The sequence below is a fragment of the Roseateles sp. Mitsp63 genome, assembly GCF_059491535.1.
Genome location: NZ_CP168509.1, coordinates 2,273,914 through 2,298,492 on the forward strand (window position 1 = coordinate 2,273,914; position 24,579 = coordinate 2,298,492).

The following is a 24,579-nucleotide window of genomic DNA, read 5'->3' on the forward strand; positions in this document are numbered from 1 at the left end:
TTGCTCCTTCAGGAAGACGCCTCGGGAAGGGCCTCGCCGATCAGGGCGAGGTTCTGGATCGCGGCCAGCGCCCATTGCGCGGCCTCGTTGGTGCTGAGCCCGGGTGCCTCGACGACCGGCCGCAGCGCGGCGGCCCCGGCGACGCGCCGGGTCTCCAGCGGGCCGCGGCGCGAATCGCCCAGGAACTCGCGCCAGGCGCGCCGGGCCAGCGCCGGATCACGGCGGCGCCAGGCGGCATAGGCGGTCAGGCGCGAGTGCCCCACGCGGAGCGCGCCGCCGCCGCCATGCGGCGCGCCGAGCGCGCGGCGCTGTTCCTCGACCGGCGCGTTGAAGAGCACGCAGTACCGCAGCCACGCGTCCTCGAAGCCCGGCACGTCGACCAGCGCGATCAGGTCGGCGGCCATCTCCGCCAGCCCGAACACCGCGCTCAGGTGGCTCGCGCCGACGCGCCCGCCCGACACGTCGATCAGCGCGCCGGTCTCGAGTTCGTAGCCCGCCGTGGCGGCGCTGAAGAAGCCCTGCGGCATCGCGGCCACGCTGGCCATGCCGCGGCGGATGCGGTCGCGCCAGCGCGGGTCGCCGCTGCGTTCCCATTCGGTGAGCCAGTTGGCCAGCAGCGCGCCCCAGTCGGTGCCCACGCCCAGCAGGCCGTCGCCGGCGTCCACCGGGCGCTTGCCCAGCTTGCGGCCGGGGTCGAGCGTGATCAGCGTGCGATCGGCCTCGCGCAGGGCGTGCAGCACGTCGCCGATGCGCTCGTCGGCGGTGAGGTAGTGGTAGTGGCGCCGGTACGCGGCGGTGCTGATGCGCAGCTGCTTGGCGCTGTCGCTCCAGTGCAGCACGCCGTGCCGCGTGCCCAGGCCCTGGAAGCGGCCGAGGTGGTAGGTGTCGACCTCGCTGGTGTGGCGCACCATCGCCTCGGCGAAGCGGAAGATGTCGGCCCGCCCGCTGCGCAGGAAGGCGTACCAGAGCCACAGGTCGGGCGAGAGCTCCGAGTTGTCCCAGGCGAAGCCGCCCACGTCGTAGCGCCACTCGTGGCGATCCTCGTCGTAGGTGTGGCGGATGTCGCCGTGGTCCCAGAAGCCGGTCCAGCGGCGCTGCTCCGCCTCGCGCCGGTAGAAATCGAAGAGGCTGTCGAGCCGGTCCTCGATCGCGGCCTTGGCCGGCGTGCCGCGGTCGGGCAGGGACCACAGCGGGCCGAAGACCTGCGTGTCCAGGTAGCGGCGCGGGGCGGCGGCCGGTTGCGGCGGCGTCTGCACCAGCCAGGCCAACTGCAGCAGGCGCTCGCGCGCCGGTGTCGCGGCCAGCGCGAAGAGCGTGATCTCGTGGCTGCGGCCCACGCCGACGGCGCTGTCGAAGCCGGGTTCGTAGTCCTCGTAGGTCACCTCCAGGCCCTGGCGCTGCTGCTCGAAGGTGTCCTGGCCGAGGCCATCGTGATACGGCCGCAGGTCCATCGCCGGCGCGTCGGGGCTGTGCCACCACAGCCGCACCTGGGCCACGCCGGTGTGGGCGCCGCGCACCTCCAGCTGGGTGGGATGGCGCTGCCAGAAGTCGCGCAGGCCGAAGGCCAGGCCGCCGCCCGGGCCGCCCACGTAGCCAAGCCCGGCGGCGCGCGCACCGTCGGCGGCATGGATCCAGGTGTGGCCCGGCCGCGTGCGCTTGCGGATCTGGAAGGCATCGGGCGAGCGCTGCGTGAGGCTGAAGTCGCCCCAGGCGGGAATGTGGTCCTGGAGCTCGCGCACCGTCCGCTGCCAGGTGCTGTCGGGCGGACAGGCGCGGCCCTCGAGCTGCGCGGCGCGCACCTCGGCGCCGGGATCGCGGCGCAGGCCGGTGAGGCCGCGCACGGCCTCGGCCCACAGGCCCGCGTCCGGGCCCTCGGCCGCGCCGGCGAAGCGCAGGTGGCGGTCGTGCAGCGGGTCGCGCAGCGGCACGTCGGCGATCAGGCCGAGGCCGCGCGGGAAGTCGCGCTGCGGATCGCCGTCGAAGACCCAGCTGTGCATGATCCGCAGCGCGTCGCCGCCGGCGTGCAGGTAGAGCCGCAGGTCGAAAGGCAGCCACGCGCGCGCGCCGGCATCGGCAGCGGGGTCGGTCTCCGTGGCGGCGTCCGCGAGCGCGCGGTGACGGCCGCGCAGCCGCAGCACCGCGCGGTGCGGCCCGCGCTGCTCGATGTCGACGGTCTCCACCTCGCCGCGGCTGCGCCGCGTGCGGCGCGCCGGTCCTTCGTCATCAGGCGCGTCGTCGGCATCGGCGACCAGGCGCAGCTCGCGCAGGATCTCCACGCCGCCGCGCGTGATCGAGGCCACCAGCGTGTCGCCGCGGCGCGGCACGGTGCAGCGGATGACGCCGGTATCGACGATCACCGCGCCGGCGGTCTCTTCCACGCGCAGCGGCGCGATGGACGAGGGCGCCGTCTGGCCGGGCGGCAGCGCGACGACGCGCCAGGCCTTGGCGGCCTCGCCCGGCGGCCTCAGGGCGGGCGGCAGCGCATGGCCGGACCACTTCACCGTGCCGTCGGGCCACCAGGCCAGCGGCCAGGCCTGCAGGGCGTGGAGCCGGCCTTCGCCGTCGCGCAGCGCGAAGGCCTGGCCGCGCCGGACCTGGCCGCGCGGCCACGGCCAGCCCCAGGCGACGCCGGCGTGCCCGGGCGGCGCCGGGCCGTCCAGCCAGCGCAGCGCCAGGGGATCGAGATCGAGGGGCAAAGGCTCAGACGCGGAGGGCCCCCCCTCGGCGTCCCTGTCGGTGGACGAGCCCCGGGCCGCGGCGAGCTCGGCGGGCGCGGCTGCGGCGCTCGCGGCACTCGCGGCGCTGGACAGCGCCAGCGCGGCGGGCACCTGCAGCAGATGGCGTCGGCGGATCTGCATGGCTCAGCGGAAGGCGTAGCCCAGCGTGACGCCGACGGTGCGCGGATCGCCGACATAGCCGATCACCGTGCTGCCGCCGTTCAGCCGGGTGTAGTACAGCTTGTTGAAGGCGTTCGTGATCCACAGCGCCGCATCCCAGTCGCCGCTGGCGCCAGGGCGCTTCACGCCGAGCGTGAAGGCCGCCAGGCCATAGCCCGGCACGCGCGCGGACGCCGAGTTGTCGACCGAGCCGTAGGTCCAGCCGCGGTAGGTGTAGCGCGCGGAGGCATAGGGCTTGAAATCGCCCTGCGACCAGTTGTAGCGCGCCGACAGCGCGACGACCTGCTTGGGCGCGTTGAAGACGCGCTGGCCGGTGAGGTCGCAGAAGCTGGCGGTGACCTCGGGCGGGCACAGCGCGCGGCGGTAGTCGGTGTAGCGCGCATCGTTGACGATACCGCTCAGCACCACGTCCAGCCGCTCCAGCGGCTGCGCCCGCAGCGCCACTTCCACGCCCTGGCTGCGGTAGTCGCCCGCGTTCATCAGGTAGCTGGTCGCGTTGGCGTCGTCCCAGGCCTGGGTCTGGAAATCGCTCACCTGGGTGCGGAACACGTCGGCCTGCAGCGTCAGCCGGTCCGGCACCAGCGCGCCGATCACGCCGATCTCCAGGTTGCGCGTGGTCTCGGGCTTGAGCAGCAGCGTGTCGAGACCGGCCTTCTTCGCGGCGCCCGCGGACACGTTGATGCCGCCGGCCTTGCGGCCGTAGCCGTAGGACAGATAGCTGCTCCAGTCGTCGTTGATCTGGAGCTTCAGGCTCGCGGACGCCGAGGGCAGCACCTTGTGCACGCGCAGGTCGCCGGAGTCGAAGGCGGCGCGGTTGCGCCGCACGAAGCTCGCGTCCCGATCGCTGTAGGTGGCGCGCGCGCCGAACTGCAGGTCCAGGCGCTCGTTCAGATGGACGGTGGCGCGGCCGTAGGCCGAGCTCATCTCATCCTCCAGGTGGCCGTTGCGGACGATGTCCAGCCCCTTGAAGCCGTTGCCCGCATAGGTGTTGACGATGTCGGTGCTGGCGTAGCGGGTGTGGGCCTCGGTGTCCTGGTTGTCGCGGAAGTAGCTCAGGCCGAGGACGTAGTCGAAGAACTCGCCGCGCGGCGATTCCAGCCGCAGGTCCTGGGTGAAGGTCGAATCGTCCACCGCCGTGCCGCTGTCGGCGTAGATGCGCACGCTCAGCTCGTCGGCGTAATGGGGCACGTAACGGTAGTGGCGCCAGGCGGTGACCGACCGGAGCTTGTAGCCGCCGTCCAGCTTCCAGTTGGCCTCGGCGGACACGCCGCCCTGCTCGGCGGCGGTGGTGGTGACGTCGTCGACGATGGTCTCGCGGCCGCCGGCCACGTAGCTCGCGCCGATCTTGCGCGCCGTCGCCGGGAAGCTGTCCGCCACCGATTTGTAGACGCGGGCCGGCGTGGCCGATTCGGCGCCGTAGTCCGCGGTCAGCTTCAGTTCGAAGCTGGCGCTGGGCCGCAACAGGACCTGCGCGCGCAGGCCCTTGCGCTCGTAGCCATTGATGTGGCCGCCGTCGGCGAGGTTCTTCACCGCGCCGTCGCTGTGCGCGTACAGCGCCGTGACGCGGTAGGCGGCGGTGTCGCTGAGCGGCGCCGACAGCGCGGCGGTCAGCTTGGACGTGTTGCGCTCCGCGTACGAGACGCTGACCGCGCCCTCGCGCTGGAAGGAGGGCCCCTTGGTGTGGATGTCGATCGCGCCGCCGGTCGCGTTCTGGCCGAACACGGTGCCGCTGGGGCCCTTGAACACATCGACGTAGTCGATGTCGGTCAGCGAGCGGATGATGCCCGGCCGCGGGAAGTAGACGTTGTCGACATAGGTCGCGACGCTGCTGGGCATGCCGATGTTCTGGTCGCCGCTGGTCTGGCCGCCGCCGTCGCCCACGCCGCGGATCGTGAGCTGCGTGTCGTTCGAGTCCGTGCTCTGGATGTAGAGGCCGGGCACCACGTACTGCAGGTCCTGGATGTCCTCGACGTGCAGCTCGGCCAGCGACTCGCCGCGCACGCGCGAGACGGCCGTGGCGGGGCGCTGCGGATGCTGTTCCTTCTTGGCGCGGCCGGTGACCTGCACCGCGTCGAGTTCGGTGACGTTGGCGGAGTTGGTCGCCGCGCCGTTGGCGGCGCTGCTGGCGGTGCTGTTGGCGGTGTTGTTGGCGCCGGCCTTGGCGTTGTCATCGGACGCGGCGGCGTGCGCGGCGGGGCCGCCCAGCAGCAGGCCGGCGGCGCAGAGGGCCGCGCCCAGCGGGGGACGCGAAAGGGAGGGGACGGGAATCATCGGTGCCTGGGTTCTTGTTGTGGAAAGGAGAGAAAGGGGAGAAAGGAGAGAGGGGCGACAGCGTTGTCAAAGCGGCGCGAAGAATTCGGGAGGAGGCCGTTCAGAGCCGCAGCACGCGGAAATCCTTGATCCGCAGATGGCTGGCCGTGGTGCGCAGCGCCAGCCAGCCGTGGCGGTATGGCGCGGGATCGGTCCAGGCGAACACCAGCTGGTCATCGGCGAAGACGCGCAGCTCGGCCGTGTGCCCCGGCGACGCGCGCGACTGGATGCGCAGGCGCACCGCCTGGCCATCCTTCAAACGGGCGAAGGCGGGCGGCGCGCCGAGCCGGTCGTCGGCGGTGGCCAGCGACGGTTCGGCATAGCCGGCGACCAGGGGCCGGGCGGCGGTGCCGTCATAGCGGCGCAGCCGCGTGCTGCGGTTGCCGTTGGCGCCGAAGCCGAGGTAGTAGAGATGCAGCGCGTCGTAGGCGCCGAGCGCGCCATCGGCCTGCCGCGCGCCTGGATCGCCGCCCTCGGCGGTGGTGGCGTTCCAGAACAGGTTGAGGTCGGAGAGCCGGTCCGGCAGGCCCGGGAACGACGCCGTGAGCGGCGTCGCGGTGAGTTGGATCTCGTAGTCGCCGGCGAAGGCCTCGCGGTACCAGAGCGTCAGGCCGGCCGGCGCGAGCAGGTCCAGCTCGCCATCAGCGGTCTGGATCCGGGTCTGCGGCGACTGCTGCTCGATGCGCCATGCGCCGGTGCCGTGGCGGAAGTCGTCGGAGGCCAGGACGGTGCCGGGCAGGTCCGCGCCGTGGGCGGCGGTGGCAAGCAGGCCGGACAGGCCGGCCACGACCCCGGCGACGTGGCGCAACAGGCGTTTCGATGGCAGGGCCGCTCGGGGGGGACGGCGGGCGCGCGGGCTCGCGCTCAAGAGGGACATCGGCGGTTCGGGAATCAGCAACACGAGGGTGCCGACTATCGTGGCCGGTCCCGGCCGCGGACAAATGCGGAATCCCGCGAGCCACATGCCGATTTCGCGCTTGCCCCGCACGGCTTTCATCACGCGAACGCCGATGTGGCCTACATTCGGCGGGATGTACACGCCCAAGCACTTCGACCTTCCGGATCTCTCGCACGCACGGCTGATGATCCAGGAACATCCGCTCGCCACGCTGATGCTGATCGACCCGGCGCAGGGGTTGTCGGCCACGCCGGTGCCGATGATCTGGGGCGCGCCGGCCGGCGCCTCCGCCGAGGAGGGCTGGTGGCTGGAGGGCCACCTCGCGCGCGCCAATCCGCATGCGGCGTCGCTGGCGTCGCCGGACCTGGGCGAGGTGCTCGTGCAGTTCAACGGCCCCGGCGCCTACATCTCGCCCAGCCACTACGACACGCCGCTGTCGGTGCCCACGTGGAACTACCTGACGCTGCAGGTCCATGGGCGCGTGCAGGTCGTCGACGACGAGGCCGGCAAGGACGCGCTGCTCAAGCGCCTGATCGCGACGCAGGAGCCGGACTACGCCGCGCAATGGCGCGGCCTGCCCGAGGATTTCCAGCGCAAGCTGCTGGGCGCGATCGTCGGCTTCCGCATCCCGGTCGCGCGCTGGACGATGAAGGCCAAGATCAGCCAGAACCGCAGCCCTGCCGAGCGCGAACGCATCCTCGCGCACCAGGAGCACCATGGCTCGCTCGAGGAGCAGATGCTGGCGCGCTGGGTGAGGGAGCTTTCCCCGCGCTGATCCCGCGCTGATCGCGCGCCGGCTTCACGCCGCGCGCCGCAACGGCGGCGCGCCGTCGCTCACATGCTCACGTAGTTCGGCCCGCCGCCGCCTTCCGGCGTGACCCAGACGATGTTCTGCGTCGGGTCCTTGATGTCGCAGGTCTTGCAGTGCACGCAGTTCTGCGCGTTGATCTGCAGCCGCTCGGTGTTGTCGTCGTTCTTCACGAACTCGTAGACGCCGGCCGGGCAGTAGCGGCTCTCCGGGCCCGCGTACTTGGCCAGGTTCACGTTCACCGGGATGCTCGCGTCCTTGAGCGTCAGATGCGCGGGCTGGTTCTCCTCGTGGTTCGTGTTGGACACGAACACCGACGACAGCCGGTCGAAGGTCAGCTTGCCGTCGGGCTTCGGATAGTCGATCTTCGGCATCTCCGACGCGGGACGCAGGTAGGCGTGATCGGGCTTGTCGCGGTGGACCGTCCACGGCGGGCGCTTCATGCCGAGCTTGGGCAGCAGCCACTGCTCGATGCCGGTCATCAGCGTGCCGACCGCCGTGCCCTTCTTGAACCAGGTCTTGAAGTTGCGCGATTGATCGAGTTCCTCGCGCAGCCAGCTGCGCTCGAAGGCGGCGGGATAGGCGCTCAGCTCGTCGAGCTGGCGGCCCGCGGCGAGCGCCTCGGCGATCGCGTCGGCGCACATCATCCCGGACTTGATCGCCGCATGGCTGCCCTTGATGCGCGCGGCGTTCAGGTAGCCGGCGTCGTCGCCGACCAGCGCGCCGCCCGGGAACACCTGCTTCGGAAGGCTCAGCAGGCCGCCGGCGGTGATCGCGCGGGCGCCGTAGCCCAGCCGCTTGCCGCCCTCGATGTGTTTGCGGATCGCGGGGTGCGTCTTCCAGCGCTGCATCTCCTCGAAGGGCGACAGCCACGGGTTCTTGTAGTCGAGCCCGACCACGAAGCCCAGCGTCACCTTGTTGCCCTCGAGGTGGTACAGGAAGCCGCCGCCGTAGGTCTCGCCGTCCATCGGCCAGCCGGCGGTGTGCACCACCAGGCCGGGCTGCGCCTGGCCGGCCGGCACTTCCCACAGCTCCTTGATGCCGATGCCGTAGGCCTGCGGATCCTTGCCGGCGTCGAGCTGGAACTTCGCGATCAGCTGCTTGCCCAGATGGCCGCGCGCGCCCTCCGCGAAGATCGTGTACTTGCCATGCAGCTCCATGCCGAGCTGGAAGCCCTCATGCGGCTCGCCGTCCTTGCCCAGGCCGACATTGCCGGTGGCCACGCCCTTGACGCGGCCCTGCTCGTCGTAGACCACCTCGGCGGCGGCGAAGCCGGCGAAGATCTCCACGCCCAGCGCCTCGGCCTGCTGCGCCAGCCACTTCGTGACGTTGCCCAGCGAGATGACGTAGTTGCCCTCGTTGTGGAAGCAGTCCGGGATCAGGAACTGCGGCGTGTCGGTGTGCCCGGACTCGCTCAGGAACAGCACCTGGTCGGCGGTGACGGGCTGGCTCAGCGGGGCGCCGAGCTCCTTCCAGTTGGGGAACAGCTCGGTCAGCGCGCGCGGGTCCATGACCGCGCCGGACAGGATGTGGGCGCCGGCCTCCGAGCCCTTCTCGAGCACCACCACCGAGATCTCGTGGCCCTTTTCCGCGGCGATCTGCTTGAGCCGGATCGCGGTCGACAGGCCCGCGGGGCCGCCGCCGACGACCACGACGTCGTATTCCATGCTGTCGCGCGGACCGTACTGGGCAACAAGTTCTTCGGAGGTCATGGTCATCCTTGCTCGTTCTAGTCAGGGGCCTGGCCTCGGCGCGGGGCGGCACGGGGCCGGCTCGCGGTGTGGCTGGGGCGGTTTGCGGCGCATTCTAGCCGTGTGAATCAAAAAAAGAACGGTCGTGCTTTTTATGAAATAGAGAGGGGCGTCGAGGCCGGACGGGCGTGCGCACGGCCGACCCGAAGGGGGCTCCCGCGGGGCTGGCGGGCGCCGTAGGATGGCCCGCGTTCAACGACGAGAGGATTCCCATGAGCATTCACGTGCAACGCGACAAGACCGGCCCGATGCGGCAGACGGTGAGCATCCGCGACCACCGGCTGACGGCGGACCAGCCGGTGGCCGGCGGCGGCGAGGATGCCGGCCCCGATCCGCACGAGCTCTACGACAGCGCGCTGGGCGCGTGCAAGGCGCTGACGGTGCTGTGGTACGCGCAGCGCAAGGGCATGGCGCTGGAGGACGTGCTGGTGGAGGTGGAGCGCGACGGGTCGCAGGAGCGGCAGGGCGTGTACAAGCTCAAGACCTCGCTGACCTTCGTCGGCGACCTGAGCGACGACGAACGGCAGCAGCTGCTGGCGGTGGCGGCGAAATGTCCGGTGCACAAGCTGATGACGCAGGTGACGACGGAGATCGAGACGGTGATGGCCGGCTGAGCCGGCTCAGCCAGCGGGCCCGGCGCGGGGTGGTGCGGGGCGGAGCGGGATGCGAAGGCGCGGGCTTGATCGCGGGCCGGGTCTTGCGTGCTATCGTGGCCGGCACCTTGTCCGGTCACACGAGAAGTTTTGCGAGAGACCTTGCCATGAGCTACAGCATCGATCTGGAGGGCCGCGTGGCCCTCGTCACGGGCGCGTCCAGTGGACTGGGCGCGCAGTTCGCCAGGACGCTGGCCAAGTCGGGCGCCTGCGTGGTGCTGGCGGCCAGACGCGTGGAGCGGCTCAAGGCGCTGCGCGCGGAGATCGAGGCCGGCGGCGGCGACGCGCACGTGGTGCAGATGGACGTCACCGACCTGGAGAGCATCGCGGCCGCGGTGGCGCGGGCGGAGACGGAGGTCGGGACGCTGGACATCCTGATCAACAACTCGGGCGTGAGCACGACGCAGAAGCTGGTCGACGTGTCGCCGGAGGACTTCGACTACGTGATGGACACCAACGTGCGCGGCGCGTTCTTCGTCGCGCAGGAGGTGGGCAAGCGGATGCTGGCGCGGGCGCGGGGCGCGGCGCCGGGGACCTACACCGGCGGGCGCATCGTCAACATCGCGTCGATGGCGGGGCTGCGGGTGCTGTCGCAGATCGGCGTGTACGCGATGAGCAAGGCGGCGGTGGTGCACATGACCAAGGCGATGGCGCTGGAATGGGGCAAGTACGACATCAACGTCAACGCGATCTGCCCGGGCTACATCGACACCGAGATCAACCACCACCACTGGACCACGGACCAGGGCCGCAAGCTGGTGGAACTGCTGCCGCGCAAGCGCGTGGGCACGCCGCAGGACCTGGACACGACGCTGCTGATGCTGTGCGCCAAGGAAAGCCGTTTCATCAACGGCGCGATCATCCAGGCGGACGACGGCTTCGGGGTGTGAGCGCGGCGCGCGGGATTCGACGGATTCGACGGATTCGAGATCAGAGAGAGTAGAGAGACCCGATGGCGGTGAGAGAACTGAGCGCGCTGGAAGCGCGGGTGCTGGCGGTGCTGGTGGAGAAGGAATCCACCGTGCCGGACAGCTATCCGATGTCGCTGAACAGCCTGACGCTGGGCGTGAACCAGAAGACCGCGCGCGATCCGGTGATGAACGCGAGCGAATCGGACGTCGCGGCGGTGCTGGACGAGCTCAAGGCGATGAGCCTGGTGAACAGCGTGAGCGGCAGCCGGGTGGCGCGCTTCGAGCACAACATGCGGCGGGTGCTGGGCATCCCGGGGCAGGCGGAGGCGCTGCTGGCGGTGCTGATGCTGCGCGGGCCGCAGACCTCGGCGGAGCTGCGGATCAACTGCGAGCGTCTGCATCGTTTCGCGGACGTGTCGTCGGTGGAGGGTTTCCTCGACGAGCTGGCGGCGCGCGAGCCGGCGCTGGCGGTGAAGCTGGCGAAGGCGCCGGGCGCGCGCGAGGCGCGTTGGGCCCATCTGCTGAGCGGCGAGCCGGCGCTGCCGGTGGCTGCGGCGTCCACCTCTTCGTCGTCGATGCCGCCGGTGTCGCCGGGCAGCAGTGCGCGCGACGAGGAGATCGCCGCGCTGCGCGCCGAGCTCGAGCAGCTGAAGGCCGCGGTGGCGCGGATCCAGCAGGAGCTCGGCATCGCGTGATCGCCGGCTAGGGCGATGGCGGGGTCATCAGCATCTCGCTGAGCGGGCGCGCGTGGCGCCAGCCGGTCTCCTCGAGCATCGGCTGGTCGTAGAACCGGGGCACGGGCCCCAGGCACAGCAGGCCGAGCGGCTCGGCGCCCGCGGGCAGCGCGAGCGCGCGGGCGAGTTCCGCGGGCTCGAACATCGACACCCATCCCAGGCCGAGGTTCTCGGCGCGTGCCGCGAGCCAGAGGTTCTGGACCGCGCAGGCGGCGGAGCACCAGGCCATCTCGCGCGGCTGGCTCAGCCGGCCGAAGACCGTGCCGTCATCGGGCGCGAGCACCACGCCGAGCAGCTCGGCGCAATCGCGCAGGCCTTCGACCTTCAGGCGCAGGAATTCCGCGCCGCGCTCGCCGAGCGCCTCGGCGGTGCGGCGGCGTTCGGCCTCGACGATGGCGATCAGCCGTTCACGCCAGGCGGGCGTGCTCAGGCGCATGAAGCGCCAGGGTTGCATCAGGCCGACCGAGGGCGCGGCGTGCGCGGCCTGGAGCAGCCGTTCCAGCTGGTCGTCGGGGAGGGGCGGGGAGGGCGTGAAATGCCGCATGTCCCGGCGCAGCGCGATCGCGCGGTAGACGGCGGCGCGTTCGGTGTCGTCGAAGCAATGCTCAGAGGTCGTCATCCCCGCATTGTCGGCGCCGCCTTCAGGTCTTGCGCTTGATCAGTCCCCAGACGAACAGCAGCGCGATGGCGCCGATCACCGAGGCGATGAAGCCCGCCCCTTGCCCGGCGGTGTACCAGCCCATGAACTGGCCCACGTAGGTGGCGATCAGCGACCCGGCGATGCCGATGAGGGTCGTGACGATGAAGCCGGCGGAGTCGTCGCCGGGCTTGAGGGCGCGGGCGATCAGGCCCGCGACGAAGCCGATCAGGATGGTCCAGACGATGCTCATGGAGGCGCCCTCGTGAATGGTCGATCTCGTGGGTGGTCCGCGCCCTGCATGGGCGCGGCGGTCGCGATCGATGATAGGCGCCGGGGTCATGGGCTCAAGGGGGGAACCCCCTGCGTGGGGGAGCCGGGCGTCGTCAGGGCTTCCTGAACTCGTTCTCGACCCACGCGCTGGCGCTGGTCTCGCTGAGCCGGAAGTTGGCGGGCACGCGCACCTGGGCGACCTGCTCGCCGTTCTCGTCCCTGGCGCTCAACAGCGCGTAGGGGTTGTCCTCGTCGGGGACGATGTCGAGCAGGACCTCGAGCCGGCCGGCGGGCGTGTCCAGCTTGAGGCTCTTGTGCAGCTGCGCGTGCAGCTGCTGCTCATGCCGGCGCAGCACCTCGGACGCGGTCTTCACCAGCGTGTGGAAGGCGGCGGCATCCAGCGGCTTGGGGTTCTTCTTGTCGCGGCCCATGGTCCACGGGCCCACGAGCGCGGGTTCGGACTCGCCGGCCAGCGTCATCGCGACGGCCCAGCCGTCGTCGTCCTCGTTCTTGATCACCGTCGCGGTCCAGCGCTCGTCGCGCCACAGGCGCGGCTCTTGAATGATCGTGTGTTCTTCGTCAGGGAAATCGGTGCTCATGCGGATGAAGGTATCACGGCCGGCGGGGGGCGCTCGCGATGGCGATGCCGCCTGCCGCGCCCGGCTGATGGTCCAGCTGATGGTCCGGCTTCAGCGCGCCCGTTCCATCGCCACCCTGATGCCGAGCCCGATCAGCGCGGCGCCGGCGAACTGCTGGAAGCGCTGGAACAGCGACGGCCGGCTGGCCAGCCAGCGCCTGGCGCGGCCGCCGAGCGCGGCCGTGCAGAGATTCACCGCCGTGCCCGACACGATGGAGACGACGCCCAGGATCGCCGCCTGCAGCCCGGCATGCCCTTGCGCCGGATCGATGAACTGCGGCATGACCGCCAGGAAGAAGAGCGCGATCTTCGGGTTGAGCAGATTGGACACGGCGCCCTGCGCGAACGGTGAGGACCATCGGCCGCGGGACACCTGGACATCCAGGGACAAGGGGCTGCGCAGCATCTGCCAGCCGAGCCACGCCAGGTAGGCGGCGCCCACCGCCTTGACGAAGAGGAAGGCCGTGGGCACGGCCGCGAAGAAGGCGGTCAGCCCGAGCGAAGCGGCCGCCACGTGGACCAGCGCCGCGCAGGCGATCCCGGCGCACACGAGCGCGCCGGCGCGCGTGCCGCGCGACACGGCATTGGTCAGGATGCACATCACGTCCGGCCCCGGGATGAGGGCGAAGCTCATGTTGAGCAGCGTGAAGGCCAGCAGCGTGGTCGGCTCGATCATGGGAATCCTTGGCGGCGCGTGGGTGGGGGGAGCACATGCGGATGACGGGCCGCATTCTGGGATGACGCGGCGTCCGGACGTGGCAGCAGACAGGCATCGCATTTGCCAATGCCAACGCATGTTCGATCTACAGGTCAATGGCTGGGAGCTGCTCGCGCGGGCGGCGCTGATCTACTTCGCGCTCTTCGTCATGGTGCGCGTCTCGGGCAAGCGGACGGTCGGGCAGTTCACGCCCTTCGACCTGCTCGTCGTGATGCTGCTGAGCGAGGCCGTCAGCAATGCGCTCAGCGGCGGGGACGATTCGGTGCTCGGGGCCTGGATCCTGGCGGCGGCCCTGATCTTCATGAACGGGCTGCTCGGCTTCATCAGCTCGCGCAGCAAGCGGCTGGAGCGGCTGCTCGAAGGCCACCCGGTGCTGATCGGGCGCGACGGCCAGTGGTTCCCGGAAGTGCTGAGCCGTCATCGCCTGGGGCCGTCCGATGCGGAGAAGGCCTTGCGCGAGGCCGATTGCGCCTTGAGCGAGCTCAAGCTCGCCGTGCTCGAGACGGACGGCAGCATCAGCATCGTCAAGCGGTGACGCGCCGGCGCGGCGCGACGCGCCCCTTGCCTGACGCCGCTGGCTCGATGCGTGCCTTCAAGGTGTCCTTCATCCATTGGAGCGCGGTCTCCTTGCGCTGCGGCGACTCGGCCGCGGTGCAATCGCCGGGCACCCACACGCGGTGGCCGCGCACGTAGGCGTCCATCGCCGTGCACTGGACGCAGTAGTCGGCGGCGAGTCCGGTGATCACGAGGTCCTTGGCCTTGAGCTCGTCGAGCAGCAGCGCCAGCGGCGTCTGATAGAAGCCCGAATGCCGCGGCTTGAGCACGAACAGGTCGCCCTTCGCTGGCGGAAGCAGCCGCGCGAGCTGCGCCGCGTAGCCGCCGGAGCGCCGGCATTCGCGCATCAGCACGGACTCGTCGGAGCGCCACTGGCCGAAGTTGTCGTTGACGTAGACGGTGGTCCAGCCCTCGGCGCGGAACTGGCGCTTGAGCGCGGCGGTGGCGCGCGCGGCCTCGACCGCGGCGGGAGCGAGCGCCTCGGCGCCGTCGAAGCGCAGAGGATTGATGAAGTCCACCAGCAGCAGCACGCGGCGGGAGGTCGCGAGGGTGGACGTGCGGACGCGGTCATTGGCGGCGGTGGTCATGGCGTCACGGAGCAAGCGCCATACCCAGTCAGCGGCCTCGCCCGCTTGCGGGAGAGCAACCGAGTCAAGCGCTGCTGCTTGCCAACTCCCTCGCCCCCGCAACCGGGCGTGGCCGTCCGCACTGGCCTTGCGCAAGAACTCCCTCGCCCCCCGCGAGGGGGGAGAGGGCAGGGGAGAGGGGGCGCTTCGAAGGGCAGCGGCGCTGTGGCACGAGCCCCCTCTCCCCTCCCTCTCCCCGCTGGGGCGAGGGTGTAGGAACGAGCGAGCGCTGCCGGCAAGAACTCCCTCGCCCCCCGCGAGGGGGAGAGGGCAGGGGAGAGGGGGTGCTTCGAAGGGCAGCAGCGCTGTGGCACGAGCCCCCTCTCCCCTCCCTCTCCCCGTTGGGGCGAGGGGGTTTACTACGACGACGTCCGGCTCTTACCCCCTCGCCTGCTTGCGGGAGAGGGGGGCGGGCCAGCGGCGGAGGAAGTACGGAGGCCGTCTTCTCCTCCAGCGACAATCGCGCGATGACCGACGCCTCCTCTCCGCCCCCGGCGCAGCCGCGCAATCCCTTGCACGGACTGACGCTCGAAGCCATCGTCACTGCGCTGGTGGACGAGTACGGCTGGGCGGGCCTGGACGAGCGCATCCCGCTGCGCTGTTTCGCCTTCGAGCCCAGCATCAAGTCCAGCCTGAAGTTCCTGCGCAAGACGCCGTGGGCGCGGGAGAAGGTCGAGGGGCTCTACCTGTTCATGCTGCGCGAGCGGCGGCGCAACGCGGGTGGCTGAGCGCGGCGCGTGGATCAGGCGGGCTTCGCGCCGGTCTTCTTCCTGGCGGCCTTCTTCGTTTTCGTCTTGCCGGTCTTCGTGGTCTTCGCGACCGTCGCGGCCTTCATCGCCTTCATCGCCTTCGGCGCATCGTCCATGACTGCCGTGATCCCGGCGGTCGCGCCCGTCGTCCACGCCTGCGCGCGCGCCTGCAACGTCGGATTGCATCTCGACTTCGCGAGCTTCCGATAGCCTGCCGCCGTCAGGTGTATTTCATTGGCCCAGTCGTTGCTGATGCCGGTCGAGCCCGGGTCGGCGGGCGTGCTGCCGCCGCGCGTGTCCAGCACGACGAAGCCGCCGATGCGCGTCTTCACGCGGTGCTCGAGGAAGTCGAAGAACCAGTCCACCAGCGCGCGCGCGACCGCTGGCCAGTCGCCGTCCGGAATGCCGGCGGCGAGGAAGCTTGGCGCCAGCCACGGTCCTGCCACGCCGTTCACCGCGGGCGCGAAGCGCGGGGTCATGTAGTCGTAGACGTGGGTCACGATGTCCATGCCGGCGAAGTTCTGGTCACGCAGCGCGCCCAGCGCCACGTAGGCCTGGAGCAGCTCGTCGCACAGGCTGGCCCAGCCTGGCTGCGACAGGTAGCGCGTCGGGCCCTGATCGGGCGGGAGCCACTCCTTCGGGAAGCGCAGGATGCGCTGCGCGATGTCGTGGCCTTCGCCGCGGCGGACCCATTCGATGAGGTCGTTGCCGCCGCCGGAGATCAGCATCGCGCGCCAGTCGGGCATGCCGCGCAGCGTCATCGCGAGGTTGAACTTGGAGAACTTGCGCGGATCGGGCAGGTCGCGCAGCTGCTGGCCCGGCATCGCGTAGTTCACGACGGCCACGTCCTTGCCGAAGTCCAGCGCATTGAACAGGCTGCCCGTGATCCACGGCGGCAATGAGCCGAAGGAGCCCCACGAGTCGCCATGGGCGATGACGGGCACGCATTGGTTGAAGTCGGTGCGGTCCTCCATCAGGTCCTGATGGGTGTAGATGGTCGTCGTCATGCGCGCCTCCCGATGCCGCTCACGCGAGCGTTGCAGCGTAGGAGAGGAGCAGGGCAATCGCCATCCCCAGGTTCGAAATCGAAGGCGGCTTGCCGCGGGAGGAAACGCCCTTGGCCCGTTTGCCGGGAAAGGAAGGGGGCGAAGGAGCGTTCACCAGGACTGGCGCACCGGGTGCGCGAGACACGGTGTCACGGAACGGTGTTGAAATCGCTGCCCTGGAGGAAACGACCATGAGCGAACGCAACAAGCAACTGGACGCGATCTACGCCGAGGCGGCGCCCGAGATCGCGGAGTTCTGGAATGGCTGCCGCGAGGCGGGCCTCGAAGCCCACACCGAAGAGGCGACCGGCGCGGTCGATGCGCAGATCCGCGCCTTCTTCGAGCGGCTGAAGGCGCTGCCGGATCCCTCGACCGACGAGCAGGTGCTGACGGAGATGAAGCAGCTCTACGAAGCGCTCGATCGGATCAACGCCGACGCGGAGCATGGCCTGCTCGAGACCGATGAGCGGGAGCTGCTGGTGCCGCTGTTCATCGCCGCGGCCCAGGCCTGCGGGGTGGATCCGGAGGCGTATGACGGGGAGCCGGGCGGGGAGTATCGGGAGTTCTGAGCAGCAAGCCGCCGCCACAGTGAACGAGCGATCCAGGCAGCCCAAGCCGCTGCGAGACATCCGGTACTTCGAGAGCGCCGAGGTCCCGCCTGCGGGGGCGCCGATGCCGCGCTACGCGTCCGAGCTGTTCAAGCTTCCGAAGGAGGCCGTGGCGCTCGGGCAGCGCGTTGCCCGGAAATGCGAAGAGCTCGGGGTCTCGATCGGCAGCGCGGATCACCTGTATGTCTGCTTCACGCCTTCCTTGGAGGAGGGCGCCTTGAGCTTCACGGACCATGCGGTCGAGCCTTGGCACAGATTCGTGCTGTGCGGCCTGGACCGCGGGTTCAACGAACGCAGTGCCCAGGAGCAGCTCCAGGCGGTCTGTGGCGCGACATTCGATGCCATCGCGGCGCTGGCGCAGGCCGGGGCGGATCAGTTGCCTTCGCTGCAGCGGGACGTCGTCGCCAAGGGTGACGCGCTGCGCGTGACCTTGCGGACCAAGCAGACGAAGAAGTATCGAGTCGCCGTCGAGCAGACCGTGCTCGTCCCTCCGTCTCCAAGCCAGGTGTTCGTGCGAGTGGAGGAGATCGGGACTTCGAAGGTGTTGGAAGTCGAAGTTGCGGAAGTGCGGTTTCATGACGATGCACCCGCTTTGGTGGATCGCCTGGCCATCGTTGACGAGGTGCTGGTGATCCACCCGCGGAAGTCCTTCCGCGCGGAGCTGGTCCAGCGCAAGTACGAGGTGCCGTTGCGAGTCAGTCTTCGAGGGCGTTTTGATGCCACGGAGCCGTCGACCTGCCTTTGAGTGTGCTGGAAGCCGCATCTCTCGATCCGCACCCACGCGATCCAGTGGACTGGTCCGTTAACGAAGCAGAGACAATTCGCGCCCATCAGACAAGGACAGCGTAGGGAGAACCGTGATGGACTGGCGGTTGAAAGTGGCGCGGCAGGCCGTTCTGGCGCGTCTCCCGTTTGGATATGGATTGCGCCGGATCAAGCGCAAGGTCTTCGGGTACCAGCCGAATCTGGGCAACCTCAGAGAGACGCTGGCCTGCTGGCGCCAGATGCGCGACGGGCTCGAACGGGCTGGCGGGTCGGTGGCGGGCGCCACGGTGCTTGAGATCGGAACCGGCTGGTTTCCGACGATTCCCGTCATGCAGTGCCTCGCGGGAGCGAAACATGTCTACATGTCGGATCTCAATGTCCATCTGGACGACGTGAGCTTCGCCGCGACCATTGACTTCCTGCGCCGCGAGCTGCCGGATGAACCGCGCCTGCGCGAGATCCAATCCCGCCGTGACGTTCCGGTCAGCTACCTGGCACCGTTCGACGTCAATGCCATCCCTGATGGATCCATCGATATCGTGACCTCGCGCACGGTGCTCGAGCACATTCCCCCCGAGGACCTGATCCAGCTGTTCGCGGCCCTGCGTCCGAAGCTGTCGCCGCGCGCGCGAATGGTCCATCTGGTGGACCACTCGGATCACCTTGAGCATTCGGACAAGTCGATCAGCAAGATCAACTTCCTGACCTGGCCGGAGCACAAGCACGCGTGGATCAATCGGCTGACCCGCGAGGGCGAGAACCGCCTGCGACATCACGAGTACGCAGCCGTCTTCGCCGCCGCTGGATTCGAAGTTCTGATCGACGACGCGCAGGTGCATGAGCCGACGCGCGCATTGGCACAGTCGCTGGCGCTTCAGCCGCACTATGCGGCGATGACGCCGGAGCAACTGGCGACGATGTCGTCGCTGTACGTATGCAAGATGGCGGTTCGCCAAGCAGGCGCGGCCCCTGTCGGCCACCCGGCGACCGGCGCGCGTCAAGGTGTCGGTGCGGGAGCCGTTGAACTCGTCAACGCCGAGTGACCGCGGCGCGGGATTGAACCGGCCTCACATCGCCAACCTCTTCCCCAGCCGATACAGGAATTCCTGGAATTCCTCCAGCGACTTCACCCGCACGTGCTCGTTGAGCCCATGCACGCCGCTGGGTTCCGTCCCCGTGAACGCCCCGACCCCATAGGTCCAGATCCCGGCGTTGTTGAGGAACCGGCCATCCGTCGTCGCCACCAGCATCGTCGGGATCACCGGCACGCCGGGCCAGAACTCCGCGGCGGTCCCTTCCACCGCCTCGATCACCGCCGGCGCCATCGGCGGCTGCGGTGACGCCACCGCCTCGTTGCTCGCCTTGACCGCGATCTTGTCGTCGGCCAGCACGCTCACCAGCGTCTTGCGCACCTCCTCCGCCGGCTGCCCCGGCAGGATGCGGCAGTTCACCGTCGCGCGCGCCCGCTGCGGCAACGCGTTCGTCGCATGCCCGGCCTCGACCATCGTCGCCACGCAGGTCGTCCGCACGCTCGAGTTGTACAGCGGCGACTTCGCCCACAACCGCTCCAGCGCCGCCGTGTCCGTCGGCCTGGCCAGCAGCGCGCGAAGGTCCGCCGCCTCGTCCTTGTTGCCCTCCAGCGCCGCCACCCGCTCGAAATACGCGCGCGTCGTGTCGTTGAACTGGATCGGGAAGTCGAACTTCGCCAGCCGCGCCAGCCCCTCCGCCAGGTGATAGATCGCGTTGTCCCGCACCGGCCGCGCGCTGTGACCGCCCGGATTCGTCACCTCGAGCTCATAGGTGACGAAGACCTTCTCGCCGATCTGCAGGCTGTACGACACCGGCCGGTCCTGCTTGTCGAGCACGCCGCCGCCGCCTTCGTTCAGCGCCAGCTCCGCGTCGATCAGCGGCCGGTGATGCTTGAGCAGGTAGTCCACGCCATCCCACTTCGAGGGGACGATCTCCTCGTCGCAGGTGAGGGCCAGGATGATGTCCCGCTTCGGAAGGAGCTTCTCCTCCTTGTAGCGGATCATGTTGCTCACATGCGAGGCCGCATGCGACTTGTCGTCCAGCGTGCCGCGCCCGTAGTACACGCCGTTCTCCTCGACCAGCTTGAACGGGTCGCGGACCCAGTCCTCCCGCTTGGCCTCCACGACGTCCAGATGCGCCACCAGCAGCAGCGGCCGCTTCTCGCCACTGCCCTTGAGCCGCAGCACCAGGTTGCCCTTGGCGGGTCCGTCCGGCGGCACCACGAGCCGCATGTCGCCCTCGGCGTACCCCGCCTGCCGCAAGCGCCTGGCCATCGCCTCCGCCGCCACGGTGCAACTGCCCGCGGACTGCGTCGTGTTGGTCTCGACCAGCTCCTTGAAGATGTCGTGGAAGCGGCGCAACTCGCGCGGCGGCGTGGCATCCGCGGCGAGCGCCGCGGCATGGGGAACCAGGATCGTCAGCGCGACGGCGAGCGTCGACCAGGCACGGGTCATGGAGGCCTCCCTTGGGGTGTGGCGCCTGCGCTGGCCCAGCGCGGCGCCGAGGGATGCTCCTACGAATGCGCCGGAGCAGCGCTACCGGCAAACCCTGATGACGATCCTGGCCAGGCGATCACTTCGCCGAATCGACGATCGCGCTCACGATCCCCGGATACACCGTCGCGCCGCTGTTGCGGTCGAACAGCCCCATGCTGTGGTTGCTCGACGCCCCGCCCGCGTCCCAGTACACCGGCACCGCGCCATGCGTCCACGCCGAGCGCGCCACATACCGGTCCCACGCCGTCCGGTACGTCTCCGCGCCCGGGAACTCCGTCCGCCGGATCGCGCCGAACTCACCCAGGATCACGGGAATGCCCTGGTCCACGAAGCGCGTCTTCATCTTCTGGAACTGCCCGTCGATGTAGGCCTCGTTCGCCCAGGTCTCCGTGTTGGCCGCGCTCGTCGCCCCCGCGCCCCATTGCCAGATGCTGCTGTTCTCGTTCAGCGTGAAGTTGTACGGGTCGTAGAAGTGCACCTCCATCATCAGCCGCCGGCTCGCCGAATCCGTCGGCATCGTCGCGAAGTTCACCGCGTGATCGATGTTGGTGTTGAAGCCCTGGACCACCAGGTGCCGCGCCAGATTTCCGCCCCCGGTCGCGCGCACCGCGTTCACGAAGGTCTGGTTGAAGCTGTTCTGCACCGTGTAGTACTCGACCGTCGGCGTGCCGTAATCACCATCCACCATCACCTCGTTGGTGCCGGCGAACAGCAGCGTGTCGTCATAGCCCTTGAAGGCGTTGGCGATCTGCGTCCAGAACTTGGTGATGCGCGCGTTCACCGCCGACTGCTGCGCATAGGTCGGCTGCATCCAGCCGCCATCCCAGTGGATGTTGATCATCGTGTACAGGCCGGCGTTGTGCGCGTAGTCCACCACCTGCTTCACCCGCGCCATCCAGGTCGCGCTGATGTTGTCGCTCGCATCGGCGTACTGCTTCCAGGACACCGGGATGCGCACCGTCTTGAAGCCCGCCGCCTTCACCGCGTTGAACATCGATTGCGTCACCGCCGGATTGCCCCACGCGGTCTCTCCTCCGATGGCCTCCAGCGAGTTGCCCAGGTTCCAGCCCGCGCCCATCAGCTGGGACAGCTGCAGGCTGGTCAGGTCCCGCATGCCGGGCACGGTGATCGCGAAGTCCCGCGTCGACTTCGCGCCGCAGCTGTTGGTGTACGTGGCCACCGCCGTGCAGCTCGCCTTGGCGGTCAGCCCCAACTCGCGCGTGCTCGCCGACGCGCCGCAGCCCGACCAGGCCCAGGACCCGCCGCTGGTGGGCTGCGGTCCGAGCGTCAGCGTGCCGCCCGCGGCCACCGTCGCCGACGAGGTGTTGCTCCAGGCGCCGCCGCCGACCTTGACGTAAGGATTGATCGCCGTCGGCGAGCAGCTCTGCGCGCCCGCCTCCAGACCGCTCGTCAGGCCGGTCGCCGCCATCAGCAGCGCGGCCAGGGTTCTTGCCTTCATCGTCTTGTCTCCGTGAGTTGTGGTGGGCATGCGCGCCGTCGCGCGCATGGTCCGGTGAGGACCCTGGAAAACTCGATGGACGGCAGCGCGGCCGGCGCGCCTTCAGACGGTGCCGCGTTGCGCCTCCAGGCGCTCGCGGATCTCGGCCATGCCGCGCTCGGTGAGCTCGAAGCGCGACACCGAGATCAGCGCCAGCAGCAGCCCCAGCACCGGAATGCCGGACAGCAGGATGCGGATCATGAAGATGGCGTGGTCGCTCTGCACCGGCAGCTTCGAATCGAACCCGGTGAACTGCAGGATCCAGCCCGACGCGCCGACGCCCAGCGCGATGCCGACCTTGGAGATCCACGACTGGCAGGCCGCGAACGAGCCCTCGCGGCGCTGGCCGGTCTGCAGTTCGTCGTAGTCGATGACGTCGGCCACCGTCGAGCCATACAGCGTCCAGAAGCCCGCGCCGGTGAAGGCCACGAAGCCGCAGGCCAGCAGCTGCAGCGCCGGACGCTCCGGGTCGTAGAGCCACCAGTCGCCGATGAAGGCGCAGATCGCCAGCGACAGCACCAGCGCCAGCGCCGCGCGCTTGCCATGCCGCCGCGCGACGTAGTTGAAGAACGGGATGCCGATGAAGCCGAACACCATGCCGGCCACGCCCATCGCGGTGTTCCACTTGGTGGCCAGCGCGATGTCGCCCTTGCACACGTAGTAGACGGTGGCGTAGTAGCCCAGCGCCGACACCATCGCCGTGCCGATGCCGTAGGCCAGCATCATCCCCAGGATGTGCCGGAACGGCCGGCAGCGCAGCGTGCGCCACAGCGTGTCGGCGAAGGGGATGTGGGACTGCGAATGCGCGACCAGCTTCTCGTAGTAGCGCTCGCGCACCGTCATGAACATCACGATGGACACGGCCACCATCACCGCGCCCAGCAGCGCGCAGTAGGTCTGCGCGCCGCGCAGGATGTCGGGCTTGCCGTCCGCCCCATGGAACCACGCCAGCGTCGTGAACTGCGCGGCGAAGAACATCGCCAGCTCCGGCGCCTTCTGGATCGCGTTCTTGATGGACATCACGTTGGTGCGCTCGTGATAGTCCGGCGTCATCTCCGAGCCCAGGCTCAGCCACGGCATGTTGAAGCAGCTCATCACCGGCACGTAGATGACCGTGGAGATGACCATGAACACGAAGTACTGCATGTCCGTCCACCCGCGGCCGACGGCGAACATCAGCGGCAGCCCGATGCCCGCCAGGATCCCGCCCACCAGGATGAAGGGCCGGCGCCGACCGTAGCGCGTGCGCGTGTTGTCGGAGATCCAGCCGAAGATCGCGTCGGACGCGGCGTCGACGAAGATCTTGATCATCTGCGCCGTCGAGATCAGCCCCGGCGCGACGCCCAGGAACACGTTGAAGACGTGGAAGGCGAGCGACGCGTAGAGCCAGTGGCCCCACAGGTCGATCATCGAGCCGAGCCCGTAGCCGACCTTCTGCGGCATCGGCACGCGGTCGGCGGGACGGATCACGTGCGGCGCCGGCGCGGCGCCGGAGTCGGAGGAGGTCAGGCTGGTGGCGCTCATGGCGGGCCTCAGAGGATGCGGCGTTCCTGGACGATCCGCGCGTAGTAGCGCGCCGACAGCTTGGGCGTGCGGACCTGCGTGCCGTAGTCGCAATGCACGATGCCGAAGCGCCGCTGGTAGCCGTCCTCCCATTCGAAGTTGTCGATGAAGGACCACAGGAAGTAGCCGTCCACCGGCACGCCGTCGCCGATGGCGCGATGCAGCTCGCGCAGGTGGCCGCGCAGGAAGTCGCGCCGGTGCAGGTCGTGGCACTCGCCGCCGCTGACCGGCTCGTCGTCGTAGCCGCAGCCGTTCTCGGTGATGTAGATCGAGCGGTGGCCGTAGAGCTCGGCCACCATCCGCGGCGCCCAGTACATCGACTGCGGCACCAGGTGCAGCCACGGCGGATCGGCGCGCGGATAGTTCTTCGGCAGCGCCAGCTGCTCATAGCCGGCGTCGTTGCCCGCGGCGCGCACGTAGTGCCCGGTGTAGATGTTCAGCCCGAGGAAATCGGTCGGCTGGCTGATCAGGTCGAAGTCGCCGGGCAGCACGGCCGGCGCGGCGTCGCCGACGCGCTTCAGGTAGGACTCGGGATAGTGGCCCGCGTGGATCGCGCCCAGGATGTGGGCATTGCGGTCGCGGAACCAGGCGGTCGCGGCGGCGATGTCCTCGGGGCTTTCGCTGACCGGCACGCTGACGTCGCAGTTGTCGGTCAGGCCGACCTTCGCTGCCGGTCCGCCGTGCAGGCGCACCGCGCGCACCGCATGGCCGTGGGCGACGATCGCGTGGTGGTAGGTCTGGTTGACGACCGCCTCCGGCTCGCGGCGGCCGGGCGCCTTGGTGCCGAAGCCGTAGGCCAGCATCGTGAAGCAGCGGATCTCGTTGAGCGTGATCCAGTGCTTCACGTCATCGGCGAAGGCCTTCACGACCACCTCGGCGTAACGCGCGAACGCGTCGACCGTCTCGCGCGAGGTCCAGCCGCCGCGCTCCTCCAGCGCCATCGGCAGGTCCCAGTGGAACAGCGTCACCCATGGCGTGATGCCGTGCTTGCGCAGGCTGGCGAAGAGCCGGCGGTAGAAGGCGATGCCTTCCTCGTTCACCGCGCCGGTGCCGTCCGGAATGATGCGCGGCCAGGCGATCGACATCCGGTAGTCCTTCAGGCCCAGCGAGGCCATCAGCGCGAAGTCCTCGTCGAAGCGGTGGTAGTGGTCGACGGCCACGTCCAGGGTGTCGCCGTCGTGCACCGCGCCGGGCTGGCGGCAGAAGCGGTCCCAGTTGGACTCGCCCTTGCCGCCCTCGAAGGCGGCGCCCTCGATCTGCGGCGCGGAGGCGGACACCCCGAACACGAAGGTGTCGGGGAAGGGCGTGGCGTAACCGAACGCCGGCAGCGGCGTGAGGGTCGTCAGCGAGGGCAGGGAGGAGGCGGTGGTGGAACTCAAGGGACTGCTCGTGATGTCAGGGTGGATGGGGGGCGGCG

The 24,579-nt window shown here is 69.7% G+C and carries 23 protein-coding genes; 9 read left to right on the forward strand and 14 right to left on the reverse strand.

Annotation, left to right across the window (positions count from 1 at the left end; genetic code table 11):
* Positions 1-8 precede the first annotated feature (8 nt).
* The 3 genes from ACEN96_RS10070 to ACEN96_RS10080 form a co-directional block, all read right to left on the reverse strand.
* Positions 9-2,858 (reverse strand): exo-rhamnogalacturonan lyase family protein, encoded by a 2,850-nt coding sequence (locus ACEN96_RS10070; RefSeq protein ID WP_495587879.1) that lies wholly within the window; start codon positions 2,856-2,858, stop codon positions 9-11.
* 3 nt (positions 2,859-2,861) lie between these two features.
* Complete coding sequence (locus ACEN96_RS10075; protein ID WP_495587880.1) at positions 2,862-5,168, reverse strand: TonB-dependent receptor; 2,307 nt, start codon at positions 5,166-5,168, stop codon at positions 2,862-2,864.
* A 100-nt stretch (positions 5,169-5,268) separates the two neighbouring features.
* Positions 5,269-6,015, reverse strand: coding sequence for a DUF6250 domain-containing protein (locus ACEN96_RS10080; RefSeq protein WP_495587881.1), 747 nt, complete (start codon positions 6,013-6,015; stop codon positions 5,269-5,271).
* A 202-nt stretch (positions 6,016-6,217) separates the two neighbouring features.
* Here ACEN96_RS10080 and ACEN96_RS10085 point away from each other — a divergent pair, with 202 nt between their 5' ends.
* Entirely contained in the window at positions 6,218-6,880 is a 663-nt protein-coding gene (locus ACEN96_RS10085; protein ID WP_495587882.1) for an FMN-binding negative transcriptional regulator, read from the forward strand.
* Positions 6,881-6,939: 59 nt separating this feature from the next.
* Here ACEN96_RS10085 and ACEN96_RS10090 read toward each other — a convergent pair whose 3' ends face one another.
* Positions 6,940-8,625, reverse strand: coding sequence for an electron transfer flavoprotein-ubiquinone oxidoreductase (locus tag ACEN96_RS10090; protein WP_495587883.1), 1,686 nt, complete (start codon positions 8,623-8,625; stop codon positions 6,940-6,942).
* Positions 8,626-8,876: 251 nt separating this feature from the next.
* On the opposite strand from ACEN96_RS10090, the gene ACEN96_RS10095 reads away from it, so the two are divergent.
* The 3 genes from ACEN96_RS10095 to ACEN96_RS10105 all read left to right on the forward strand — a co-directional run bounded on the left by ACEN96_RS10095 (position 8,877) and on the right by ACEN96_RS10105 (position 10,923).
* Complete coding sequence (locus ACEN96_RS10095) at positions 8,877-9,278, forward strand: OsmC family protein (protein ID WP_495587884.1); 402 nt, start codon at positions 8,877-8,879, stop codon at positions 9,276-9,278.
* A gap of 146 nt (positions 9,279-9,424) precedes the next feature.
* Positions 9,425-10,207: an SDR family oxidoreductase gene (locus tag ACEN96_RS10100; protein ID WP_495587885.1), complete on the forward strand. Its 783-nt coding sequence runs from the start codon at positions 9,425-9,427 to the stop codon at positions 10,205-10,207.
* Between the two features lie 62 nt (positions 10,208-10,269).
* Positions 10,270-10,923 carry a YceH family protein gene (locus ACEN96_RS10105; protein ID WP_495587886.1) on the forward strand — a complete coding sequence of 218 codons (654 nt, stop codon included), beginning with the start codon at positions 10,270-10,272 and terminating at the stop codon, positions 10,921-10,923.
* A gap of 7 nt (positions 10,924-10,930) precedes the next feature.
* On the opposite strand, the gene bluB is transcribed toward ACEN96_RS10105, so the two are convergent.
* From bluB to ACEN96_RS10125, 4 genes are all read right to left on the reverse strand, one after another.
* Positions 10,931-11,581, reverse strand: coding sequence for a 5,6-dimethylbenzimidazole synthase (bluB, locus tag ACEN96_RS10110; protein WP_495587887.1), 651 nt, complete (start codon positions 11,579-11,581; stop codon positions 10,931-10,933).
* A 22-nt stretch (positions 11,582-11,603) separates the two neighbouring features.
* On the reverse strand, positions 11,604-11,852 hold the full coding sequence (locus ACEN96_RS10115; RefSeq protein WP_495587888.1) for a GlsB/YeaQ/YmgE family stress response membrane protein: 249 nt from the start codon (positions 11,850-11,852) through the stop codon (positions 11,604-11,606).
* Positions 11,853-11,985: 133 nt separating this feature from the next.
* On the reverse strand, positions 11,986-12,471 hold the full coding sequence (locus ACEN96_RS10120) for a hypothetical protein (protein WP_495587889.1): 486 nt from the start codon (positions 12,469-12,471) through the stop codon (positions 11,986-11,988).
* 90 nt (positions 12,472-12,561) lie between these two features.
* Entirely contained in the window at positions 12,562-13,185 is a 624-nt protein-coding gene (locus tag ACEN96_RS10125; protein WP_495587890.1) for a LysE family translocator, read from the reverse strand.
* A 118-nt stretch (positions 13,186-13,303) separates the two neighbouring features.
* Here ACEN96_RS10125 and ACEN96_RS10130 point away from each other — a divergent pair, with 118 nt between their 5' ends.
* Complete coding sequence (locus tag ACEN96_RS10130) at positions 13,304-13,762, forward strand: DUF421 domain-containing protein (RefSeq protein ID WP_495587891.1); 459 nt, start codon at positions 13,304-13,306, stop codon at positions 13,760-13,762.
* Here the strand turns inward: ACEN96_RS10130 and ACEN96_RS10135 are convergent.
* The gene (locus ACEN96_RS10135; RefSeq protein ID WP_495587892.1) at positions 13,752-14,369 is read right to left on the reverse strand and encodes a cysteine hydrolase family protein; all 618 of its coding nucleotides are present in this window, start codon (positions 14,367-14,369) and stop codon (positions 13,752-13,754) included. The two genes, ACEN96_RS10130 and ACEN96_RS10135, sit on opposite strands and share 11 nt — an antisense overlap.
* Positions 14,370-14,875: 506 nt before the next feature.
* On the opposite strand from ACEN96_RS10135, the gene ACEN96_RS10140 reads away from it, so the two are divergent.
* Positions 14,876-15,136, forward strand: coding sequence for a VF530 family protein (locus ACEN96_RS10140; protein ID WP_495587893.1), 261 nt, complete (start codon positions 14,876-14,878; stop codon positions 15,134-15,136).
* A gap of 14 nt (positions 15,137-15,150) precedes the next feature.
* Here ACEN96_RS10140 and ACEN96_RS10145 read toward each other — a convergent pair whose 3' ends face one another.
* Positions 15,151-16,164 carry a hypothetical protein gene (locus tag ACEN96_RS10145; protein WP_495587894.1) on the reverse strand — a complete coding sequence of 338 codons (1,014 nt, stop codon included), beginning with the start codon at positions 16,162-16,164 and terminating at the stop codon, positions 15,151-15,153.
* Positions 16,165-16,394: 230 nt separating this feature from the next.
* On the opposite strand from ACEN96_RS10145, the gene ACEN96_RS10150 reads away from it, so the two are divergent.
* The 3 genes from ACEN96_RS10150 (at position 16,395) to ACEN96_RS10160 (ending at position 18,619) form a co-directional block, all read left to right on the forward strand.
* On the forward strand, positions 16,395-16,772 hold the full coding sequence (locus tag ACEN96_RS10150) for a hypothetical protein (RefSeq protein WP_495587895.1): 378 nt from the start codon (positions 16,395-16,397) through the stop codon (positions 16,770-16,772).
* A 19-nt stretch (positions 16,773-16,791) separates the two neighbouring features.
* The gene (locus ACEN96_RS10155) at positions 16,792-17,556 is read left to right on the forward strand and encodes a hypothetical protein (protein WP_495587896.1); all 765 of its coding nucleotides are present in this window, start codon (positions 16,792-16,794) and stop codon (positions 17,554-17,556) included.
* Between the two features lie 115 nt (positions 17,557-17,671).
* Complete coding sequence (locus ACEN96_RS10160; protein ID WP_495587897.1) at positions 17,672-18,619, forward strand: methyltransferase domain-containing protein; 948 nt, start codon at positions 17,672-17,674, stop codon at positions 18,617-18,619.
* Between the two features lie 24 nt (positions 18,620-18,643).
* Here ACEN96_RS10160 and ACEN96_RS10165 read toward each other — a convergent pair whose 3' ends face one another.
* The 4 genes from ACEN96_RS10165 to ACEN96_RS10180 all read right to left on the reverse strand — a co-directional run bounded on the left by ACEN96_RS10165 (position 18,644) and on the right by ACEN96_RS10180 (position 24,541).
* Positions 18,644-20,059 (reverse strand): M20/M25/M40 family metallo-hydrolase, encoded by a 1,416-nt coding sequence (locus tag ACEN96_RS10165; RefSeq protein WP_495587898.1) that lies wholly within the window; start codon positions 20,057-20,059, stop codon positions 18,644-18,646.
* 118 nt (positions 20,060-20,177) lie between these two features.
* Complete coding sequence (locus ACEN96_RS10170) at positions 20,178-21,560, reverse strand: glycoside hydrolase family 5 protein (protein WP_495587899.1); 1,383 nt, start codon at positions 21,558-21,560, stop codon at positions 20,178-20,180.
* A gap of 102 nt (positions 21,561-21,662) precedes the next feature.
* Positions 21,663-23,123, reverse strand: a complete 1,461-nt coding sequence (locus tag ACEN96_RS10175) for an MFS transporter (protein ID WP_495587900.1) — start codon at positions 23,121-23,123, stop codon at positions 21,663-21,665.
* A gap of 8 nt (positions 23,124-23,131) precedes the next feature.
* Positions 23,132-24,541 carry a GH1 family beta-glucosidase gene (locus tag ACEN96_RS10180; protein ID WP_495587901.1) on the reverse strand — a complete coding sequence of 470 codons (1,410 nt, stop codon included), beginning with the start codon at positions 24,539-24,541 and terminating at the stop codon, positions 23,132-23,134.
* Positions 24,542-24,579 lie beyond the last annotated feature (38 nt).

Coding starts and splice junctions, on each gene's coding strand:
- ACEN96_RS10070 (WP_495587879.1), bottom strand. CDS start 2,858: ATGCAGATCCGCCGACGCCATCTGCTGCAGGTGCCCGCCGCGCTGGCG.
- ACEN96_RS10075 (WP_495587880.1), bottom strand. CDS start 5,168: ATGATTCCCGTCCCCTCCCTTTCGCGTCCCCCGCTGGGCGCGGCCCTC.
- ACEN96_RS10085 (WP_495587882.1), top strand. CDS start 6,218: ATGTGGCCTACATTCGGCGGGATGTACACGCCCAAGCACTTCGACCTT.
- ACEN96_RS10090 (WP_495587883.1), bottom strand. CDS start 8,625: ATGACCTCCGAAGAACTTGTTGCCCAGTACGGTCCGCGCGACAGCATG.
- ACEN96_RS10095 (WP_495587884.1), top strand. CDS start 8,877: ATGAGCATTCACGTGCAACGCGACAAGACCGGCCCGATGCGGCAGACG.
- ACEN96_RS10100 (WP_495587885.1), top strand. CDS start 9,425: ATGAGCTACAGCATCGATCTGGAGGGCCGCGTGGCCCTCGTCACGGGC.
- ACEN96_RS10105 (WP_495587886.1), top strand. CDS start 10,270: ATGGCGGTGAGAGAACTGAGCGCGCTGGAAGCGCGGGTGCTGGCGGTG.
- bluB (WP_495587887.1), bottom strand. CDS start 11,581: ATGACGACCTCTGAGCATTGCTTCGACGACACCGAACGCGCCGCCGTC.
- ACEN96_RS10115 (WP_495587888.1), bottom strand. CDS start 11,852: ATGAGCATCGTCTGGACCATCCTGATCGGCTTCGTCGCGGGCCTGATC.
- ACEN96_RS10120 (WP_495587889.1), bottom strand. CDS start 12,471: ATGAGCACCGATTTCCCTGACGAAGAACACACGATCATTCAAGAGCCG.
- ACEN96_RS10125 (WP_495587890.1), bottom strand. CDS start 13,185: ATGATCGAGCCGACCACGCTGCTGGCCTTCACGCTGCTCAACATGAGC.
- ACEN96_RS10130 (WP_495587891.1), top strand. CDS start 13,304: ATGTTCGATCTACAGGTCAATGGCTGGGAGCTGCTCGCGCGGGCGGCG.
- ACEN96_RS10135 (WP_495587892.1), bottom strand. CDS start 14,369: ATGACCACCGCCGCCAATGACCGCGTCCGCACGTCCACCCTCGCGACC.
- ACEN96_RS10140 (WP_495587893.1), top strand. CDS start 14,876: ATGACCGACGCCTCCTCTCCGCCCCCGGCGCAGCCGCGCAATCCCTTG.
- ACEN96_RS10145 (WP_495587894.1), bottom strand. CDS start 16,164: ATGACGACGACCATCTACACCCATCAGGACCTGATGGAGGACCGCACC.
- ACEN96_RS10150 (WP_495587895.1), top strand. CDS start 16,395: ATGAGCGAACGCAACAAGCAACTGGACGCGATCTACGCCGAGGCGGCG.
- ACEN96_RS10160 (WP_495587897.1), top strand. CDS start 17,672: ATGGACTGGCGGTTGAAAGTGGCGCGGCAGGCCGTTCTGGCGCGTCTC.
- ACEN96_RS10165 (WP_495587898.1), bottom strand. CDS start 20,059: ATGACCCGTGCCTGGTCGACGCTCGCCGTCGCGCTGACGATCCTGGTT.
- ACEN96_RS10170 (WP_495587899.1), bottom strand. CDS start 21,560: ATGAAGGCAAGAACCCTGGCCGCGCTGCTGATGGCGGCGACCGGCCTG.
- ACEN96_RS10175 (WP_495587900.1), bottom strand. CDS start 23,123: ATGAGCGCCACCAGCCTGACCTCCTCCGACTCCGGCGCCGCGCCGGCG.